We start from the raw sequence: 18,283 nt of genomic DNA on the forward strand, positions 1-18,283 counted from the left end.
ACCTTACCAGATCCGCTGGGCGTTTCCGGCCCCCTGTTGGAGCGGGGTTGGCCTTCTGCTTTCGCTTTCCGGCCTTTCCGACTCTATCAGATCCGATTCTCGCCGTTTCCGGTCCGAATTCGTTTCCGATTACCCGTCGGAGGGGTTTGCCTTTCGGCTGACCCGAACATTATCAGAAGTATTTCGACCGAGTAATCGGTTGGAAGCTTCCGCTAAGTAATTCGAGTGGCCCCGCCGAATTGAATTCTGGCCGGAGCGAGATATGAGACTAACCGTTGCGATGGAGCCTGTCCAGCTCCTGGCAACCGTTCGAATCTACCTCCCCTAGACGCCCGTGTCAACGGGTTTCCTGGGGAGGTATGGAGACTAGCAGGTCAGCTGTGCCGGACGCACATCGGGGGCGCCGGGCATCGGCTACGCGAAGGTCGACGGCGGGGAATCGAGCGATTCGAGCTCGATGCCGGGTGCGGCGAGGACGACGTCCCCGGCGAGGTGGACGGTGTGCTGTTCACCGGTCTCCAGGTCGTTGACCTGGTACGCGTCGTCGATCAGCGGGGCGTTGTCAGTGGCGTGTGCTGTGCTGGAGACCAGCGCCCAGGACTGATCGAGCGTGCGGGGGGCGAGGACGGGGGGTGTGAAGGCCACGAGTCGGGTGCGGACCGCTCCGGCGCCGGGTGCGGGGCACAGCAGCCGGGCGGTGGCGATGAGGAAGGCCGGGGACGCGCCGGTGAAGGCGTGAGCGGCAACGTTGCCCTCCGTGGCGTGTTCGCCGGTCGGGTCGGTGCGGACCCAGGTGACGCCGTCGAGTGCGGCGCCGCGGACCTGCCAGCCGCCGGCGTGGAGTTCGAGGCGGAGGGGGCGGCCCCGTTCGTCGAGGGTGAGGTCGACGGAGCCGATGTGGTCGCCGGAGGGGGCGGTGATCTGGGAGACGTAGCGCCAGCCGGAGGGGCCGGTGGCGCAGTGGAAGTGTTCTTCGCCGAGGGGGGTGTGGTCGTGCGGATCGTGCAGGGAGTAGTGGCCGCGGGGCATGGGGGTCCTTGGAGCGGGCGGGTGCGGGCCGGTGGGGCGGTACGGGCCAGGCCCTCGCCCGGTGGGGCGAGGGCCTGGCTTCACCGGCTGCTGTGCGTGTGACGCGGCTGCTCAGTAGCGGTAGTGGTCGGGCTTGTACGGGCCCTCGACCTCGACGCCGATGTAGGCGGCCTGCTCCGGGCGGAGCGTGGTGAGCTTGACGCCCAGCGCGTCCAGGTGGAGGCGGGCGACCTTCTCGTCCAGGTGCTTGGGCAGGACGTAGACGTCGGTCGGGTACTCCTCCGGCTTGGTGAACAGCTCGATCTGGGCCAGGGTCTGGTCCGCGAAGGAGTTGGACATCACGAAGGAGGGGTGGCCGGTCGCGTTGCCGAGGTTCAGCAGGCGGCCCTCGGAGAGGACGATCAGGACCTTGCCGTCGGGGTGGGTCCAGGTGTGGACCTGCGGCTTGACCTCGTCCTTGACGATGCCGTCGAGCTTGGCGAGGCCAGCCATGTCGATCTCGTTGTCGAAGTGGCCGATGTTGCCGACGATGGCCTGGTGCTTCATCCGGGCCATGTCGGAGGCCATGATGATGTCCTTGTTGCCGGTCGTCGTGACGAAGATGTCGGCGGTCTCGACGACCTCGTCCAGGGTGGTGACCTGGTAGCCGTCCATCGCCGCCTGGAGTGCGCAGATCGGGTCGATCTCGGTGATGATCACGCGGGCGCCCTGACCGCGGAGGGACTCCGCGCAGCCCTTGCCGACGTCGCCGTAGCCGCAGACCACGGCGGTCTTGCCGCCGATGAGGACGTCGGTGGCGCGGTTGATGCCGTCGACGAGGGAGTGGCGGCAGCCGTACTTGTTGTCGAACTTCGACTTGGTGACGGCGTCGTTGACGTTGATCGCCGGGAAGAGGAGGTCGCCGTCGCGGTGCATCTCGTAGAGACGGTGGACGCCGGTGGTGGTCTCCTCCGTCACGCCGCGGATCTCCGAGGCGAGGCGGGTCCACTTCTGCGGGTTCTCGGCGACCGTGCGGGTGAGCAGCTCCAGGATGGCGCGGTGCTCATCGCTCTCGGCGGTGTCGACGGAGGGGACCTTGCCGGCCTTCTCGTACTCGACGCCCTTGTGGACGAGGAGGGTGGCGTCGCCACCGTCGTCGAGGATCATGTTCGGGCCGCCGGTGGGCGAGTTCGGCCAGGTCAGGGCCTGCTCCGTGCACCACCAGTACTCCTCAAGGGACTCGCCCTTCCAGGCGAAGACCGGGACGCCCTGGGGGTTGTCCGGGGTGCCGTTGGGGCCGACGGCGATGGCCGCGGCGGCGTGGTCCTGGGTGGAGAAGATGTTGCAGGACGCCCAGCGGACCTCGGCGCCGAGGGCGACCAGGGTCTCGATGAGGACGGCGGTCTGCACGGTCATGTGCAGGGAGCCGGTGACGCGGGCGCCGGCCAGGGGCTGGGCCGCGGCGTACTCCTTGCGGATCGCCATCAGGCCGGGCATCTCGTGCTCGGCGAGGGTGATCTCCTTGCGGCCGAAGGCGGCGAGGGAGAGGTCGGCGACCTTGAAGTCCTGGCCGTTTGCGGTGGTCATACGGGCTGCTCCTCGTATGGCGAGGTGGATGTCGGGCTGGGCAGTCTGCGGCGCGGGCAGGCAGAAGCGCACGCGGAAGCGGGCGCACCTCTCCCCTGGCCGCAGCGCAGTCCGTCGGAGGCCCTCTCTCCCTCGGCCGGTCCGCGGTGCGGGCCGCCCGACCGCCATCAGCAGCGACGTCTGGCACTGGGGACGAATCTACACCGACCGGCCCGGCGGCCCCAGCCCGCCTCGGCTCATTCTGTGCGCTGGGGGTGCGGTGGTGCGGGGCGCGTCGACCGGGACGTACGGGGGCGCGGGGAGGGGCCGGTGCGGGTGGCTGCGCGGGACGGCGCCTCGGTGGGGGCGGCGCAAGGGGTGGGGCGGGGAGGCCGATCGGGGCTGAGATCGTGCGGTTTCCGGAGGGCGCGGGGCCGGTGTCCTCCCCCGCGCCGGGATCGTCGCTCGCGTACGCCCTGGGCGCGCGAAGGCCCCGCTCCGGGGAGCGAGGCCTTCGGGGAGGCGGTGCCTGCCGTGGTCAGCGGCCTCCGGGGGACTTCTCCGGGTCGGCGCCGGCGGCTGCGGCGGCCTCGTCGTAGATGTCGGGCTCCAGGTAGATGACCCGGGCTATCGGGACGGCGGCGCGGATGCGTTCCTCGGCGGCGTTGATCGCGTCGGCGACCTCGCGGGCCGTGTCGTCGTGTTCCACCGCGATCTTGGCAGCGACGAGCAGTTCCTCGGGGCCGAGGTGGAGGGTGCGCATGTGGATGACGCGGGTGACGGTGTCGCCGTCGACGACCGCCTCGCGGATCTGGGCGACCTGGTCGGCGCCGGCGGCCTCGCCGAGCAGCAGCGACTTGGTCTCCGCGGCGAGGACCAGCGCGATCAGCACCAGCAGCGCGCCGATGCACATGGTGCCGATGCCGTCCCAGATGCCGTTGCCGGTGGCGACGGTGAGGCCGACGCCGCACAGGGCGAGGACGAGACCGATGAGCGCGCCGAAGTCCTCCAGCAGAACGACGGGCAGCTCGGGGGCCTTGGCGCGGCGGATGAACTGCGCCCAGCTCTGCTGGCCGCGCAGCGCGTTGGATTCCTTCATGGCCGTACGGAAGGAGAAGCCCTCGGCGATGACGGCGAAGAGGAGGACGCCGACCGGCCAGTACCAGTTGTCGAGGGTGTGCGGTTCGTGGATCTTCTCGTAGCCCTCGTAGAGCGCGAAGACGCCGCCGATGGTGAAGAGGACGATGGAGACGAGGAAGCCGTAGATGTAGCGCTCGCGGCCGTAGCCGAAGGGGTGTTCCTCGGTGGCGGCGCGCTTGGCCTTCTTGCCGCCGAGCAGGAGCAGGCCCTGGTTGCCGGAGTCGGCGATCGAGTGCACGCCCTCGGCGAGCATGGACGACGAGCCGCTGAAGGCGAACGCCACGAACTTCGCTACGGCGATCGCCAGGTTGGCGCCCAGCGCCGCGACGATCGCCTTGGTTCCGCCTGATGCACTCATGAGTGCCGTATGTCCCTTCCGTCGGCCGGGCTTTACTGCCCCTTTAGCGATGTGGGGCGTCATTCTTGCAGCCCGGTCCGAGGGGGGTTCGTGGTGCCCGGCCGGTGGACGGTGGCCTCGGTGGTCGTGGCAGGTCAGGAGGCGGATCGAGGGCGGCGGGGGCCGGTGGTCGCGGGCTCGTCCCCGGGCGGCGTCCGGCGGTACGTGCCCGGGTCCCGGGCGTGCGTCACACGGCGACCGTGGCGCGGAAGAGCGTGCCCTCGCCGGAGACGGTGACGTGTTCGCCGGCCGGGACGAAGGCCGACTGTCCGGGGCTGAGCTGCAACTCGCCTTCCGTGGCAGGGGGTTCGGTGGTGGCCGGGCGGGCCAGGACCGTGCCCGCCGTGCAGAGGAGTACCTGTGGGGTCCGGGCGTCCAGGGGGCGGGGGGCGGCGCCGGGGGCGAGGACGTACCGGGAGAGGCGGAATTCGTCGGCGGGGGTGTCGTAGACCTCCTCGCCGTCGGTCTCCTCGGGGCGGAGGATGCCGGGGTCGCCGGGGGTGAAGCGGACGATGCGCAGCAGTTCGGGGACGTCGATGTGCTTGGGGGTCAGGCCGCAGCGGAGCACGTTGTCGGAGTTGGCCATCAGCTCGACGCCGAGGCCGCCGAGGTAGGCGTGCGGGATGCCGGCGCCGAGGAAGAGCGCCTCGCCGGGCTGGAGGGTGACGTGGTTCAGCAGCATCGCGGCGAGGATGCCGGGATCGCCCGGGTAATGGTGGGCGAGGGCGGCGTAGGCGGCATAGGCGGGGGCGTGCGGGCCGTCCTCCGCGCCCCGCCGGGCGGCGACCGCGGCGGCGCGGTCGACGGAGTCGGCGAGGGCGGCGCGGTCGGTGCCGAGGAGGGCGGTCAGGACCTCGCGCAGCGCGTCGGCCTCGGGTGCGGCGCGCAGGATGTCGACGTACGGCGTGAGCGCGTCGACGTCCAGGCCCGCCAGCAGGTCGGCGGCCTCGGCGGGGTGGCGGAAGCCGCAGAGTCCCTCGAAGGGGGTGAGGGCGCAGAGCAGCTCGGGCTTGTGGTGCGGGTCCTTGTAGTTGCGGTGCGGGGCGTCGAGGGGGACGCCGCGGCGCTCCTCGTCGGCGTAGCCCGCCTCGGCCTGGGCGCGGTCGGGGTGGACCTGGAGGGAGAGCGGGGAGCCCGCGGCGAGGAGTTTGAGGAGGAAGGGCAGCCGGGGGCCGAAGGTGTCGACGGTGGCGTCGCCCAGCTCGGCCTCGGGGGCGGCGGCGATGGTGTCGGCCAGGGAGACGGGTCCGGCGCCGCGGTCGATGCGGGAGGGGGCGCCGGGGTGGGCGCCCATCCACATCTCGGCCTGGGGTTCACCGGTCGGTTCGGTGCCGAGCAGCTCCGGCAGGGCGGTGACGGAGCCCCAGGCGTAGGGGCGCACGGTGTTGACGAGGCGGTCCATGGGGCTGCTGCTTCCTGCGTGGCGTACAAGTTCCGGCGTGGCGACGGTGCCTGTGGGGCGTACGGGAGGGGTCCCGGGCGGTGGCCGCGGGGCGCCCCTCACAGATCACTCGGTGTCGGCGAGCGCGAGGTAAACGGCGGCGAAACCCACGATGGCGAGTAGTTCGGCGGCGGTCTCCAGGTCCGTGCCGTCCGGGGGCTCCAGTGTGCTGACGGCGGTGCCGCGTTCCTCGGCGAGGGTGTGGGCGGCGCGGGTCGCGGAGAGCGGACCGGGGGCGTTCTCGCGCAGGAGGACGACGCGGGCGTGGAGGGCCGCGGGCTGATCGACGCGGTCGCGGAAGAAGTCATCCGGGTCGGCGCCCGCGGCGAGGGCGCCGGAGAGCAGGGTGCGGTGGGCGGTGAGCGCCTCGGGGAGCTCGGCGGCGAGGGCCGGGCGCCCGGCGAGGCTCGCGAGTTCGGCGGCGAAGTGGCGGCCGACGGCGCCGGCCACCCGGCCTTCGGTCCAGATCAGCGGGAGGGCGTCGGCGACCTCGGCGGCCAGGGTCTTGGCCGGGTTGGTGTACGTGGCGAGGGTCGGTCCGCAGCTCTCGGCGAGCTGGTCGAGGCGGTCGGCGAGGCGGGCGAGCGCCTCGGGCGGGGCGCTGAGCAGGCCGATCCGGTCGGCGAGCGCGAGGATCGGGGTGAGCAGCGACCAGAGGGTGCCGGGGGCGGCGGGCGGGGCGCCCTCGACGTCGAACTCGGCGTCGTACGCGGTGGTCGCCAGCGGGACGGCGAGGCCGCGGGCCTGGCGGACGGCCTCGGTGAGCGGGGCGTCGGCGGGGGTGACGGCGACGACGGAGCAGCCGCGGCGGTAGGCGCCCTCGACCAGCTCGGCGAGGCCGGGGTCGGAGCCGTCGGGTCCGACGATGAGGATCAGGTCGAGGGGGCCGCACCAGCCGGGCAGCGTCCAGCGCAGGGCGCCGGGGCGGGCGTCGACGCCGGTGGGCGGGATGTGGGTGACGGGGCAGCTGCCGCCGCCGAGGGCGCCGAAGAGGTCGGCGACGCAGGGGGCGACGGGGCCGGGCCCGGCGACGAGGACGGCGCGGGGCCGCCCCTCGGGGACGAGGTCGGCGATACCGGCCTCGGCGGCGCCGCGGGCGGCGGTGCGGACCCGGGCGCCGGATTCGGCGACGCCGCGCAGCAGACCGAAGCGGTCGGCGCGGGCCAGCGCCTCGGGGTTGTCGAGGAGTGACTCGTCGAGCATGGGGCGCGGCCTCCGATCGCCGGTGCGGGCGGGACTCGCCGGGCGGTGCCGGGGGCGGACCCCGGCGGCGTCCGGTCAGGCGGGGCGGCGGGCCTCGTCGACGAGGAGTACGGGGATGCCGTCCCGCACCGGGTAGGCGAGACCGCAGGTGGCGGAGGTGCAGACCAGCTCGGCGGGGTCGTCCGCGGTCCGGTCGGCCAGCGGGGCGTGGCACGCGGGGCAGGCGAGGATCTCGATGAGGCTGGCGTCGACCGGCATGGGGGCTTGCTCCTTCGATGGTTGCGGCCCCGCCAGCCTACCGCCGGGCGGGGGCCGGGGGCCTGTCGTCGGGGGCGGGGGGCGTACGGGTGGGGCCGTCGGTGGGATGGGGGCCGGGTGCGGGGCGGCCCGCACCCCGGCCGGGGGTCGGACGGGCGGCGGCCGGGCCTGTGGTGTGCGGTCCGGCGGCTCGGCGCCGGGCGAAGCCGTCGGTGGGCCGGGCCGGATCGGGCAGTGGCGAGTCGGGTGGCCGCGCGAGCCCTGGCCGCCTCGGCGGCACGCCATCCGGCCCGGGCGATGGGCCTGACCGCAGGCCGGACCAGGCGGAGGCCGAACCGGGCAGTACCGCGAGCCCCGGCCACCTCGGCGGCACGCCGCACGGCCAAGGCGCCGTCCCGCCGCCCACCGGCGTCGACGGGACCGCGCCGGGCCGCGCTCCTACGCCCGGACCACGGCCAGCACCTCGTCCCGTACCCGGGCCACCGTCTCCGCGTCACGGGCCTCGACGTTGAGGCGGAGGAGGGGCTCGGTGTTGGAGGCGCGGAGGTTGAACCACCAGTCGGCGGCGGTGACGGTGAGGCCGTCGAGTTCGTCAAGGGTGACGCCGTCGCGGTGCGCGTAGGCGGTCTTGATGGCGGCGAGGCGGCCCGTCTGGTCGGCGACGGTGCTGTTGATCTCGCCGGAGGCGGCGTAGCGGTCGTACGCGGCGACCAGCTGGGAGAGCGGGCGGTCCTGGCCGCCGAGGGCCGCGAGGACGTGGAGGGCGGCGAGCATGCCGGTGTCGGCGTTCCAGAAGTCGCGGAAGTAGTAGTGGGCGGAGTGCTCGCCGCCGAAGATCGCGCCGGTCTTCGCCATCTGCTCCTTGATGAAGGAGTGGCCGACGCGGGTGCGGACGGCGGTGCCGCCGTTCTCCTTCACCACCTCGGGGACCGACCAGGAGGTGATGCAGTTGTGGATGACCGTGCCGCCGGGGTGCTTGGCCAGCTCACGGGCGGCGACCAGCGCGGTGATCGCGGACGGGGAGACCGGGTCGCCCTTCTCGTCGACGACGAAGCAGCGGTCGGCGTCACCGTCGAAGGCGAGACCCAGGTCGGCGCCGGTGGCGCGGACGCGGGCCTGGAGGTCGACGATGTTCTTCGGGTCGAGGGGGTTGGCCTCGTGGTTCGGGAACGAGCCGTCCAGCTCGAAGTAGAGCGCGTCCACCTCCAGGGGCAGCCCGGCGAGGACGGTGGGGACGGTGTGGCCGCCCATGCCGTTGCCCGCGTCGACGACGACCTTCAGCGGGCGGATGCCCGACAGGTCGACGAGGGAGCGCAGGTGGGCGGCGTACTCCCCCAGGACGTCGCGTTCGCCGACGGTGCCGGGGGTGGCGGCGGGCTCCGGGGCGCCGCCGTCCATCCAGCCCTCCACCAGGGCCCGGATCTCGGCGAGCCCGGTGTCCTGGCCGACGGGGGCGGCACCGGCGCGGCACATCTTGATGCCGTTGTACTGCGCGGGGTTGTGCGAGGCGGTGAACATCGCGCCGGGCAGGCCGAGGGCGCCGCTGGCGAAGTACAGCTCGTCGGTGGAGCAGAGGCCGATGTGGGTGACGTCCGCACCGCGCGCCGCGGCGCCGCGCGCGAACGCGGTGGCCAGCCCCGGCGAGGAGGGGCGCATGTCGTGCCCGATGACGAGCGCGTCGGCGCCGGTCACCTCGGCGAAGGCGGCGCCGAACAGCTCCGCCAGCGACTCGTCCCACTGATCGGGCACCACACCGCGCACGTCGTACGCCTTCACGAGCTGCGACAGATCAGCCACGGTCAGCCTCCTGGATTCGGTACGGGAGATCCAACCTACCCGGAGGTACCGACAGCGGTCCGGGCGGACGTCGGGTACACGCCAGGCGGTCCGCGGGCGGGCGCGCCACCCGGGGCGGGCCGGTCCGCCGCGCCCCCGGTGGCGGGGCGTCAGGGCAGCATCCAGCCCAGCACGGCGGTGCTCTGTGCGACCACGATCAGGCACATGACCAGCAGCAACGCCAGGCTCCACGGCAGGACGCGGCGGAGCAGGTCGCCCTCGCGGCCGGCGAGTCCGACGGCGGCGCAGGCGATGGTGAGGTTCTGCGGGGAGATCATCTTGCCGAGGACGCCGCCGGAGCTGTTGGCGGCGGCGAGGAGGTCGGGTGCCAGGCCCGACTGGCGGGCGGCGGTGACCTGGAGGGCGCCGAAGAGCGCGTTGGCGGAGGTGTCGGAGCCGGAGACGGCGACGCCGAACCAGCCGAGTACCGGGGAGAGCAGGGCGAGCCCGGCGCCGGCGGCGGCGACGGCGTGGCCGATGGTGGTGGCCGCCCCGGAGAGGTTCATGACGTAGGCGAGCGCGAGGACGGCGGTGACGGTGAGGACGGCGTGCCGTAACTCGCGGACGGTGGCGGCCCATTCGCGGACCGCGTCGGTGGTGCGGACCCCGAGGACGGCGGCGGTCAGCACCCCGGCGAGGAGGACCAGGGTGCCGCCGGTGGCGAGGAGCGGCAGGGTGAGGACGTTGCCGCCGACCCTGGTGCCGTCCGCGTCCGCGACGTCGAGGAACGGCCAGTCGACGGCGAGCGTCGCCCGCGCCAGGACGTCCCTGACCAGGGGTATCTGCGCCGCCGAGAAGATCACGACGATGAGGGCGTAGGGGGCGTACGCGCGCAGGACCGTGCGCCGGGGGTCGTGGCGGTCCGGCTCGGCGCTGCGGGCGCCGGTCAGGACGGCGGCGCGGACCTCCGCGGTGGCCGGGCGGCGGGCGGCGGGCAGGGCGGCGAGGGTGGCGGCGCCGGCCAGTGCGGCGCCGATGTCGGCGAGTTGGGCGGAGACGTAGGTGGCGGCGGCGAACTGCACGGCGGCGAAGGCGAGTCCGCAGGCGAGTGCGGGCCGCCAGGTCTCGCGCAGCCCGCGCCGCCCGTCGACGAGGAACACCAGTAGCAGCGGGACGACGAGGGCGAGCAGCGGTGTCTGACGGCCCACCACGGCGGCGAGGCGGTCCAGCGGGACGCCCGTGACCTGGGCGAGGGTGACGACCGGGGTGCCCATGGCACCGAACGCGACGGGCGCGGTGTTGGCGACGAGCGCGACGACCGTCGCCTTGACCGGGTCGAAGCCGAGGGCGACCAGCATCACCGCGCTGATGGCGACGGGCGCCCCGAACCCGGCCAGCGCCTCCAGCAGGGCGCCGAAGCAGAAGGCGATGACGAGCGCCTGGATGCGCGGGTCGTCGGAGAGGCGGGAGAAGGAGCGGCGCAGGACGTCGAAGTGGCGGGTGCGGACCGTCATCCGGTACACCCACAGGGCGTTGACGACGATCCACAGGATCGGGAAGAGGCCGAAGACGGCGCCCTGGGCGGCGGCGGAGAGGGCCTGCCCCGGGGGCATGCCGTGGACGAGGACGGCGACGGCCAGGGCGACGGCGAGACCGGTGAGCCCGGCGTGGTGGGCGCGCATCCGGACGGCGCCGAGCAGGACGAGGACGGTGATCAGGGGCAGCGCGGCGACGAGGGCGGAGAGCGCGGGCGAGTCGGCCACGGGAGCCAGGTGCTGGACGAACACGGGGCCTCCAGACGGGAATCCCCCGACCGCTCCGCGCCGCGGACCGTTCCACGATGCGGAATGTGATCAGGAGGGAGTGGAGGCATGGTCCGGGCGGCTCCACGGCGGCGTCAACCCTCCGTACGAGGGCGTCCACGCTCCGTGGGTGGCGGGTGCGGAGCGGAGGCCGGGTACGGCAGCGGCGTCGGGAGCCGTGCCGGAGCCGGAGATCGCGTCAGGAGGCCGACCGGTGCCGGAAGTTCGGACCCGCGCCAGAGGTCGAGCCGACGCCGGGAATCCGGCCCGGCGTCAGAATTCCGCTGTCAGGAGTCCGGTGACCGCAGCACGCGGAGGTGTCCGCGGCGGGCGGTGCCCGGCTGCTGGGGGGTCTCGCGGGTTTCGGGGCGCTCCGGGGCGGCGGGGCGCTCGGTGGGACGGGCCGCCTCGCGTACCGCGTTGGCGAGCGCTTCGAGGTCGTCGCCGCTGGGGCGGGCCGGGCCGGGGTCGATGGCCAGGCGGACGACTTCCCAGCCGCGGGGGGCGGTCAGGCGCTCGGAGTGCTCGGCGCACAGGTCGTAGCAGTGGGGTTCCGCGTAGGTGGCGAGCGGCCCGAGCACGGCGGTCGAATCCGCATAGACGTACGTCAGCGTTGCGACGGCGGGGCGGCCGCACGCAGTGCGCGAACAGCGACGTACAGGGCTCACGACGTTGGACGGTACCGCACTCTTGACCGGGCCGCGACGACTCACCTCCCGCTCACCCGACCGTGTCGTCCCAGTTCGTCCGGTGCGTCTGACCTGCACCCGCTCGCGGCGGCCTGCGCCGGACGGCACGGAAAGGGCCGCGCGAGGCCGGAGCGGACGCCGCTCGGAGGCGGTATCGCGTGAATCTCCGGACGAGGATGCGGAGGAAAGGGACAAATGGGTGCGGGCAGGCCGTGGAGCGGAGCATAGGAGAGGAGCGCCGCGGATCGGGTGGCGGGCGCCGGGTGGGGGCGCGCCAAATGAACACAATCGTTATCGGACCGGTCATCCGCCCCCGTGTTCCCGGATGCCTCGCTCCGCCTCCCCGGACGGGCCGCGGCGGCTACGCTCGGAGGTGATGGACACGTCCGAACCGCCCCGCCCGACGGAGCCGCGCCCGCGCCGCCGTGACCGCCACGGCCGTGGCATGCGCGGCCCTGTCGCCCCGCCGCAGGTGCCGCTCGCCGTCAGCCGCGCCGACGCCTTCGAGGATCTGGTCCACGATGCGCGCGACCGGCTGGAGCGGCGCTGGCCGCAGCTGTCCGGCGTCGACTTCCTCGTCCAGGAGGTGCCGCTGTTCGGCCCGGAGGACGGGGCGGAGCCGGACGACGGGACGGTGCCGCTGGGCCGGGCGGAGCTCGCCGCCGGGCCGCACCGCGACCGCGTCATCGTCTACCGCCGCCCGGTCGAGATCCGCACCAAGAACCGCGACGAGCGGGCGCTGCTGGTGCACGAGATCGTCGTCGAGCAGGTCGCCGAACTCCTCGGTCTGGCGCCGGAGTCGGTCGACCCGCGCTACGGCCAGGACTGACCGCCGCGCGGGCCCACCGGCCCGGTCCGTCAGTCCGTCAGCAGCGACAGATCCTGGCCGGCCGTCGGGACGACCACCGTGCCGCGGTCGTCCGGCAGCGTCTGGACGGTGAAGGCGGGGACGCCGCCCTGCGGCTGGGCCAGGGTGCGGGCCGCGTGGACGGGGCCGCTGCCGGCGGCCGGTTCCACCGTCAGCGCGTAGCTGCCCTTGAGGCCCTGCGGGCGCGGCGGGTCGACGGCGAGGGTGGTGCCGCCCTTGACCGTGTACGTCTTGCTGACCGGCTCACCGCCCGCGCTGCCCGCCGAGGCGGTGAGGGTGACCTTGGCGTCCTTGCCCTTCTCGGGGGCGACCAGCGACACCATGCTGCCCTTGGCGCGGTTGTCGGCGGCGGTGGCGCGCTGCTCGATGGGGCGGGTCGCCGGGATGAACGCCATCTCCTGGTTGGCCCCCTTGCCGCGGACCACCTGGAGCGCCGCGACGATCGGGGCGCGGGAGCCGCCGTCGGCGGGCGACAGCACCAGCGAGCCCGCCTCACCCTGCGGCTTGAGGTCGACCGCCGTCGTCATCCCGCTCTTGACGTGCAGCGACTCCAGACCGGCCGGGGTGATCGAACCGGTCGGGGTGGCCAGCTGGACCTTCAGGTCGGCGTCGGTGTCGCCCGGCGCGAGGACGACCAGCCGGACGGCGGTGGCGTCGGCGGGGATGCCGGGGAGGACCGCGCCGGGCGCCGGGTCGGCGGCGGCCGGGAGCCAGTCGCCGCCCTTGTGGGCGTCGGTGGCCTGGACGGAGGCGCCGACCCGGCCCTCGCGGGCGGTGACGTGCAGCGCCGCGTCGGGCTGCGGGGAGGTGGTGAGGGTGGAGAGCAGCACGGGGACGGTGGTGTGCGGCGGGACGGCGATGTTCTCGCCCGCGTCGCCGCTCAGCGCGCCGTCCTTGCCGCGCAGTTCGAGGTCGACGACGGCCTGGGTGGCGTCCGGGTTGGTGAGGTGGACGTAGTCCTGCCGGTCCTTGCCGGTGCTGACGCCCGGGAACCAGAAGGTGGTGTCGGGCGCGGTGCAGCTCAGGCCGAGCAGGCCGCGCCCGGCGCCCGCGGCGACCGCGGTGGTCTGCTGGACGGTCCAGCCGGGCGCGAACGCGCCGTCGGCCTCGCCGGTCAGCGCGGGCGCGTCGGAGCGGTTGGTGGTGGCGGTGACGGGGGTGCCCGCGGACTTCAGCGGTGCGACGGGCTTGGTGTCGTGCGGCGGCACGGCCCGCTGCCCGCCGCCACCGTCGTCGCCCTTGTCCCCCTTGCCCTTCCCCTTGCCGCCGGTGTCCTCCTGGACCGTCCCGGCGGGCTGCAGCGCGGCGGTGCCCTTGCCGGTGGCGCCCTTGGGCGAGAACGCCGTGTACGTGGTCTCGCCGACGTCCGAGGAGGTCGGCGTCGGGCAGAGCAGCGCGGAGCGCTCGACCGGCTTGCGGGCCGCGCCGGGCGCCGCCTGCGGGGCGCCCCCGGGGGCGGCGACGGCGGCGACGCCGGTCGCCGCGGCGAGCGCGACCACCGCGGCGGTCAGGGTCATCATCGTGCGCTTCACTGCTGCTCGCTCCCGTCACGGCGCGGTCCGGCGGGCGGGCCGGGGTACGTCGTGCCGTCGTCGTAGGGCTGCTGGGCCGGGATCTGCTGCCCGTCGTAGGGCTGCTGCCCCGGGTAGGGCTGCTGCCCGTAGGCGTACGGGTCGTAGCCGCCCATCTGCTGGGCGCCGGTCCCGTACGGGTCGGCCGGGTAGCCACCGGGCTGCTGGTAGGGGTCGGGCTGCCCGTACCCGTACGGGTCGTGGGCGCCGCCGTGCGGGAACTGCTGCGGTACGGCCGCGGGGTCGCCGCCGTCGTGGCCGAACTGCTGCGGCACCGCCGCCGGGTCGCCGGGCTGCTGCGGGGCGGCGCCCCACGGGTCGTACGGCTGCTGCTGCGGCACCGCGTACGGGTCGTGGGCGGCCGGTTCGTACAGGGTCCCTGCCTGTTCCTGGCCCAGGTCCGGGGTTCCGGCGTCCGGGGCGGCGGTCTCGGCCGCGTCCGGGGCGGGGGTCTCCTCGGCCCGGGCGGCGGCGCGCAGGCGGCGGGCGCGGCGGCCGTCGCCGGTGGCGGCCGCGGCCTGCGCCTCGGCGTCGGCCTCCTCCGGCAGGTCGTCGTCGATCTCCCGGCGGCGGCCCGGCAGCGCCAGGACCACCAGGACGACGGCGAGCAGGCCCTGTGCGGCCGTCCACAGGGTGTGGCCGAGCGGGTTCTCGTGGGTGAGGTCGAGGCGGCCGGCGCCGGCCGGGAGGGCGAAGCCCTGCGCCCAGCCGTCGACGGTGACCGGCTTGAGCGGCTTGCCGTCCAGCGTGGCCTGCCAGCCCGGGTCCGCGGCGTCCGCGATCCGCAGCACCCGGCCCTCGGACCCGGCGGGCACCCGGGTGTGCGCCTCGACGGGACCGGCGGCGACCGCGACGGGTGCGGCGGCGTCCCCGGCGTGGGTGCCGTCGGTGGCGTCGCCCGCCACGATCGACACCCGGGAGACCCGCCGGTCGACACGCCACAGGGCGCTGCCGTCGTCCTGGCTGAGCCGGGTCAGGCCCGGCGTCGCGTCCAGGACCCGGCCCATCTGGCGCGGGGCGCCGTCACGGACCAGGACGTAGCGGACGGCGTAGCCGCCGAGCTGGCTGGTCTGGTCGGCGCCGGAGCCGGCGACGAGGTGGGCGACGATGGTGCCCAGCCGCGGGTCGTCCCCGGCCTCGCGGGCCAGGTCGGCGTCGCCGAGGACGGCGCCGGAGCCGCGGACCAGGCTGTAGCCGACATGGCCGTCGCCGCCGTCGAGCACCAGGGTGCGGGCGCGGTCGGCGGTGGACGACTCCTCGGCGACGAACGCCGGGACCTGCACCGGGTCGCGGCGCTCCAGCGGTCCGGCGGCGCCGGTGATCATCCAGGTGACGGCGGCGTAGAGCGGCGCCAGCGCGGAGGCGAGCGCGATCAGTACGGCCACCGGCTGCTTCCAGCCGAAGCCGAGGGCGATCATGCGGGTGCGGATGCCCTCCGCGCCGACGGCCGCGGCGGTCAGCAGCGCCAGGCCGTAGGCGAGCATCAGCGGGCCGGTCCAGCCGTGGCCGTTGCCGAGTGCGGCGAGGAGCAGCGCGACGAAGGCGACCGCCCAGGCGGTACGGATCGTCCGCTGCCGGGTGTCGCGCAGCGCGGCGCCGAGCGCGGCCAGGACGATGCCGAGCAGCAGCAGACCGCCCGAGGTCTTCGGGCCGCCGGGGCTGATCGAGAGCAGGTCGAACGCGGACGCGGAGCCGGTGCCGTACGCCAGACCGGCCTCGCGGAAGAAGTTCGCGGGGTGCGCGAAGAGCGAGAGCGACCAGGGGGCGAGGACGACCAGCGGTGCCAGCGCCACGGCCACGTACCGCAGGGCGTACCCGGTGAGCAGCGCGCGGTTGCCGTCCAGGGCGCGCAGGACCAGCAGTGCGAGGCCGAGCACCACCACGAGCGGCCAGACGACCGGCGTGAAGGCCATGGTGAAGGTGGTCAGCAGCGCCAGCGCCCAGGTGGCGCGCCAGCTCGGGCGGGTGCCCGGCGCCAGCCGCAGACCGCCCGCCGCGACGGCCGCGCGGGCCATCCCCGGCAGGGTGATCGCCAGCACCGCGGTGCCCAGGCGGCCGCCGGCCAGTGCGCCGGTCGCCGCGGGCAGGAACGCGTAGACGACGCTGCCCCAGGCGCGCAGCAGCCGGGAGGCGACCAGCGGGCGGGAGGCGAAGTAGGCGGAGAGTCCGGCCAGCGGGACGGAGCAGACCAGCAGCAGGGTGAGGGTGAAGCCGGTGCTGCCCAGGAAGAGGGTGGAGAGCAGCGCGAGGACGGCGAGGTAGGGCGGCGCCGCGGCGGTGGAGCCGGTGCCGACCTGGTGCCAGCTGTCGAGGTAGGACGACCACAGCTCGGAGACGTGCGTGGGCGCGGGCAGCAGTGCGCCGCCGGTCAGCGAACCGGAGCCGAGCAGGTCGCGGCAGGCGATCAGCGAGACCAGCAGCAGCACGGCGAAGAGGACCGGCGCCGGGCGGCGGGCGATCCGCTTGAGCCGGGCGAACTGCTCGACCTCCAGGAAATCGGCGTCGTCACCGCCCGGCCCGGACTCCACCGCGCCGTGCCGCCCGGAGGACGCCACATCGGGTGCGGCCCGTCCGGTGAGGTTGCCGGCGATCTGCTCGACGGTGACGCGGACGGTGGCGCCCGGCGGCGGGAACAGCGGCCGCAGTTCGGACGCCTCGACGGCGGGCCGGCCCCGGCGTTTACGGGCGGCGAGGATGCGGCCGGGCCGCAGCAGGGTGCCGAAGAGCCCGGCGAGTTCGTCGAGCGCCTGCCCCGGCACCTTGCCGACGAGGTAGGCGAGGACCCGCAGCACGGTGCCGAGGACCAGCCGGATCAGGACGTACGGGAGGAGCGCGCCGCGGGTGTTGGCGAGCAGGGTGTAGACGGCACCCGCCTTGTCGACGCGGTGGGGGCTTGCGACATTGCGGCCGACGCAGTCGACGGTGCGGCGTTCGCGGGCGGCGGCCTCGGCGTGCCGCAGGACGGCGTCGGGGGCGACGAGGACCTGATGGCCCGCCGCCTGGGCGCGCCAGCACAGGTCGACGTCGTCGCGCATCAGCGGCAGCCGGCGGTCGAAGCCGCCCAGCTCCTCGTAGACGTCGCGGCGGATGAGCATGCCGGCGCTGGAGACGGAGAGGACCGGGCGGACCTGGTCGTGCTGGCCCTGGTCCTGTTCGCGGCGGTCCAGGCCGGTCCAGCGGCGGCCGCTGCGGGCGAGGGAGACGCCGACCTCCAGCAGCTGCCGGCGGTCGTACCAGCTGCGCAGCTTGGGGCCGATGACGGCGGCCGAGGGGCTGGCGTCGGCGACGCGCAGCAGTTCGGCGAGGGCGGTCGGCTCGGGCGCGCAGTCGTCGTGCAGCAGCCAGAGCCACTGGACCGGTTCGCCGTGCGGGAGTTCCGGCATGTCGTACGCGTCGTCGCGCCAGGTGCGGCTGACGGGGTCCCAGCCGCTGGGGCGCCGCAGGTACGGCAGGTCGTCGGGGGTGAGCCGGGGGGCGGTGCGGACCGCCTCGTCGACGGCGGTGCCGAAGCCGGAGCGGCGGGCGAGGTGCAGCACCCGCTCGTCACCGAGGGCGGCGCCGAGGAGTTGGGCGGAGTCGTCCGCGCTGCCGGTGTCGGCGCCGATGACGTTCTGCACCGGGCGTTCCTGGCCCTGCAGACCGGCGAGCGCGTCGGGCAGCCAGCGGGCACCGTCGTGGGAGACGATCACGGCGGTGACGACATGCCGTGGAAACTCTGGGGTGCCTGCGGGATCTGTGGCGGTCTGGGCCGCCGACTGGCTGTGCACGGACATCGAGGTACGGGCCCTCCGGACCCGGGAGTTCGGGGCCGGCGGCGAAGCCGCGCGGACCGGCGCCCCCGGAAGACACTGCGACGGACTACTAGGGGAAGCGTCACCGCCGGGCGCCGCGAGCCGGACGGGACGTTGACGACACCCCCTAGGGACGCGCGCGCCCACCCGGGGTCGGCGGCACGTCTCGGACGGAGCCCCACACTAATGGTTCACCCGCCCGCGCCCACCGGCTCCTCACGCAGCGGACCGCCCCCGGCGTGGAGTGCGCTGGAGGCGGTGGGTTCGCTATAGGGGGATATGGGGAGTTGACGGGATACGGCCACGGGGCCCGCGGGGCCACGCACCGTCCGTCCGGCGGACTTCCGCGCCGCCTTCAGACGGCGGCCTTCTTCAGCCGACGCCGCTCGCGCTCCGACAGACCGCCCCAGATTCCGAAGCGTTCGTCGTTGGCGAGGGCGTATTCGAGGCACTCGGAGCGGACTTCACAGGCGAGGCAGACCTTCTTGGCCTCGCGGGTGGAGCCGCCTTTCTCCGGGAAGAAGGACTCGGGGTCGGTCTGCGCGCACAGTGCGCGCTCCTGCCAGCCGAGCTCCTCTTCCGCCTCTTCGACCAGCAATTCTTCGAACAGCTCGGTCATGTGCGCCCCTCGTCTGCTTGACGTCCCCGTGATGCGACCGTGATCGATGACGGCCGAACGACACGAGTGAAATTACAAGTGCGGGGATCCGGGCCAGTCAAGCCAAGATCTGCTATTGCGCCCCTTATTCACCCTGCCGAACCAAACGTACACG

General features: G+C 74.3%; 13 protein-coding genes. 1 reads left to right on the plus strand and 12 read right to left on the minus strand.

Translation table 11 applies throughout. The annotated features are described in order from the left end of the window. Nucleotides 1-414: 414 nt before the first annotated feature. The 9 genes from ACZ4U4_RS09630 to ACZ4U4_RS09670 all read right to left on the minus strand — a co-directional run bounded on the left by ACZ4U4_RS09630 (nucleotide 415) and on the right by ACZ4U4_RS09670 (nucleotide 11,304). Nucleotides 415-1,029: a hypothetical protein gene (locus tag ACZ4U4_RS09630; protein ID WP_467870963.1), complete on the minus strand. Its 615-nt coding sequence runs from the start codon at nucleotides 1,027-1,029 to the stop codon at nucleotides 415-417. 111 nt (nucleotides 1,030-1,140) lie between these two features. Further along, nucleotides 1,141-2,595 carry an adenosylhomocysteinase gene (gene ahcY, locus ACZ4U4_RS09635; RefSeq protein ID WP_467870965.1) on the minus strand — a complete coding sequence of 485 codons (1,455 nt, stop codon included), beginning with the start codon at nucleotides 2,593-2,595 and terminating at the stop codon, nucleotides 1,141-1,143. Between the two features lie 517 nt (nucleotides 2,596-3,112). Continuing rightward, the gene (locus tag ACZ4U4_RS09640) at nucleotides 3,113-4,072 is read right to left on the minus strand and encodes a cation diffusion facilitator family transporter (protein ID WP_467870967.1); all 960 of its coding nucleotides are present in this window, start codon (nucleotides 4,070-4,072) and stop codon (nucleotides 3,113-3,115) included. Nucleotides 4,073-4,298: 226 nt separating this feature from the next. Further along, nucleotides 4,299-5,513 (minus strand): mannose-6-phosphate isomerase, class I, encoded by a 1,215-nt coding sequence (gene manA / locus ACZ4U4_RS09645; protein WP_467870970.1) that lies wholly within the window; start codon nucleotides 5,511-5,513, stop codon nucleotides 4,299-4,301. 105 nt (nucleotides 5,514-5,618) lie between these two features. Beyond that, a complete protein-coding gene (locus tag ACZ4U4_RS09650) occupies nucleotides 5,619-6,755 on the minus strand; it encodes an SIS domain-containing protein (protein ID WP_467870971.1) in 1,137 nt (378 codons plus the stop codon). Nucleotides 6,756-6,830: 75 nt separating this feature from the next. Continuing rightward, nucleotides 6,831-7,013: a Trm112 family protein gene (locus tag ACZ4U4_RS09655; RefSeq protein ID WP_030282300.1), complete on the minus strand. Its 183-nt coding sequence runs from the start codon at nucleotides 7,011-7,013 to the stop codon at nucleotides 6,831-6,833. 438 nt (nucleotides 7,014-7,451) lie between these two features. Beyond that, a complete protein-coding gene (locus ACZ4U4_RS09660) occupies nucleotides 7,452-8,810 on the minus strand; it encodes a phosphomannomutase/phosphoglucomutase (RefSeq protein ID WP_467870975.1) in 1,359 nt (452 codons plus the stop codon). A 149-nt stretch (nucleotides 8,811-8,959) separates the two neighbouring features. Then, nucleotides 8,960-10,576, minus strand: a complete 1,617-nt coding sequence (locus tag ACZ4U4_RS09665; protein ID WP_467870978.1) for an L-lactate permease — start codon at nucleotides 10,574-10,576, stop codon at nucleotides 8,960-8,962. Nucleotides 10,577-10,878: 302 nt separating this feature from the next. After that, complete coding sequence (locus ACZ4U4_RS09670) at nucleotides 10,879-11,304, minus strand: DUF3499 domain-containing protein (RefSeq protein ID WP_467870981.1); 426 nt, start codon at nucleotides 11,302-11,304, stop codon at nucleotides 10,879-10,881. A 352-nt stretch (nucleotides 11,305-11,656) separates the two neighbouring features. On the opposite strand from ACZ4U4_RS09670, the gene ACZ4U4_RS09675 reads away from it, so the two are divergent. Next, nucleotides 11,657-12,109 (plus strand): metallopeptidase family protein, encoded by a 453-nt coding sequence (locus ACZ4U4_RS09675; RefSeq protein WP_467870983.1) that lies wholly within the window; start codon nucleotides 11,657-11,659, stop codon nucleotides 12,107-12,109. 29 nt (nucleotides 12,110-12,138) lie between these two features. Here ACZ4U4_RS09675 and ACZ4U4_RS09680 read toward each other — a convergent pair whose 3' ends face one another. The 3 genes from ACZ4U4_RS09680 to ACZ4U4_RS09690 all read right to left on the minus strand — a co-directional run bounded on the left by ACZ4U4_RS09680 (nucleotide 12,139) and on the right by ACZ4U4_RS09690 (nucleotide 18,129). Beyond that, a complete protein-coding gene (locus tag ACZ4U4_RS09680) occupies nucleotides 12,139-13,680 on the minus strand; it encodes a DUF5719 family protein (RefSeq protein WP_467870986.1) in 1,542 nt (513 codons plus the stop codon). Continuing rightward, entirely contained in the window at nucleotides 13,677-17,492 is a 3,816-nt protein-coding gene (locus ACZ4U4_RS09685; RefSeq protein ID WP_467870988.1) for a glycosyltransferase, read from the minus strand. Before ACZ4U4_RS09685 ends, ACZ4U4_RS09680 begins: the two co-directional genes overlap by 4 nt. A gap of 373 nt (nucleotides 17,493-17,865) precedes the next feature. Then, nucleotides 17,866-18,129 (minus strand): WhiB family transcriptional regulator, encoded by a 264-nt coding sequence (locus tag ACZ4U4_RS09690; protein ID WP_030282286.1) that lies wholly within the window; start codon nucleotides 18,127-18,129, stop codon nucleotides 17,866-17,868. Nucleotides 18,130-18,283: the final 154 nt, after the last annotated feature.

This window comes from Streptomyces sp. NPDC029159 (genome assembly GCF_055564055.1).

Coding starts and splice junctions, on each gene's coding strand:
- ACZ4U4_RS09630 (WP_467870963.1), bottom strand. CDS start 1,029: ATGCCCCGCGGCCACTACTCCCTGCACGATCCGCACGACCACACCCCC.
- ahcY (WP_467870965.1), bottom strand. CDS start 2,595: ATGACCACCGCAAACGGCCAGGACTTCAAGGTCGCCGACCTCTCCCTC.
- ACZ4U4_RS09640 (WP_467870967.1), bottom strand. CDS start 4,072: ATGAGTGCATCAGGCGGAACCAAGGCGATCGTCGCGGCGCTGGGCGCC.
- manA (WP_467870970.1), bottom strand. CDS start 5,513: ATGGACCGCCTCGTCAACACCGTGCGCCCCTACGCCTGGGGCTCCGTC.
- ACZ4U4_RS09650 (WP_467870971.1), bottom strand. CDS start 6,755: ATGCTCGACGAGTCACTCCTCGACAACCCCGAGGCGCTGGCCCGCGCC.
- ACZ4U4_RS09655 (WP_030282300.1), bottom strand. CDS start 7,013: ATGCCGGTCGACGCCAGCCTCATCGAGATCCTCGCCTGCCCCGCGTGC.
- ACZ4U4_RS09675 (WP_467870983.1), top strand. CDS start 11,657: ATGGACACGTCCGAACCGCCCCGCCCGACGGAGCCGCGCCCGCGCCGC.
- ACZ4U4_RS09685 (WP_467870988.1), bottom strand. CDS start 17,492: ATGTCCGTGCACAGCCAGTCGGCGGCCCAGACCGCCACAGATCCCGCA.
- ACZ4U4_RS09690 (WP_030282286.1), bottom strand. CDS start 18,129: ATGACCGAGCTGTTCGAAGAATTGCTGGTCGAAGAGGCGGAAGAGGAG.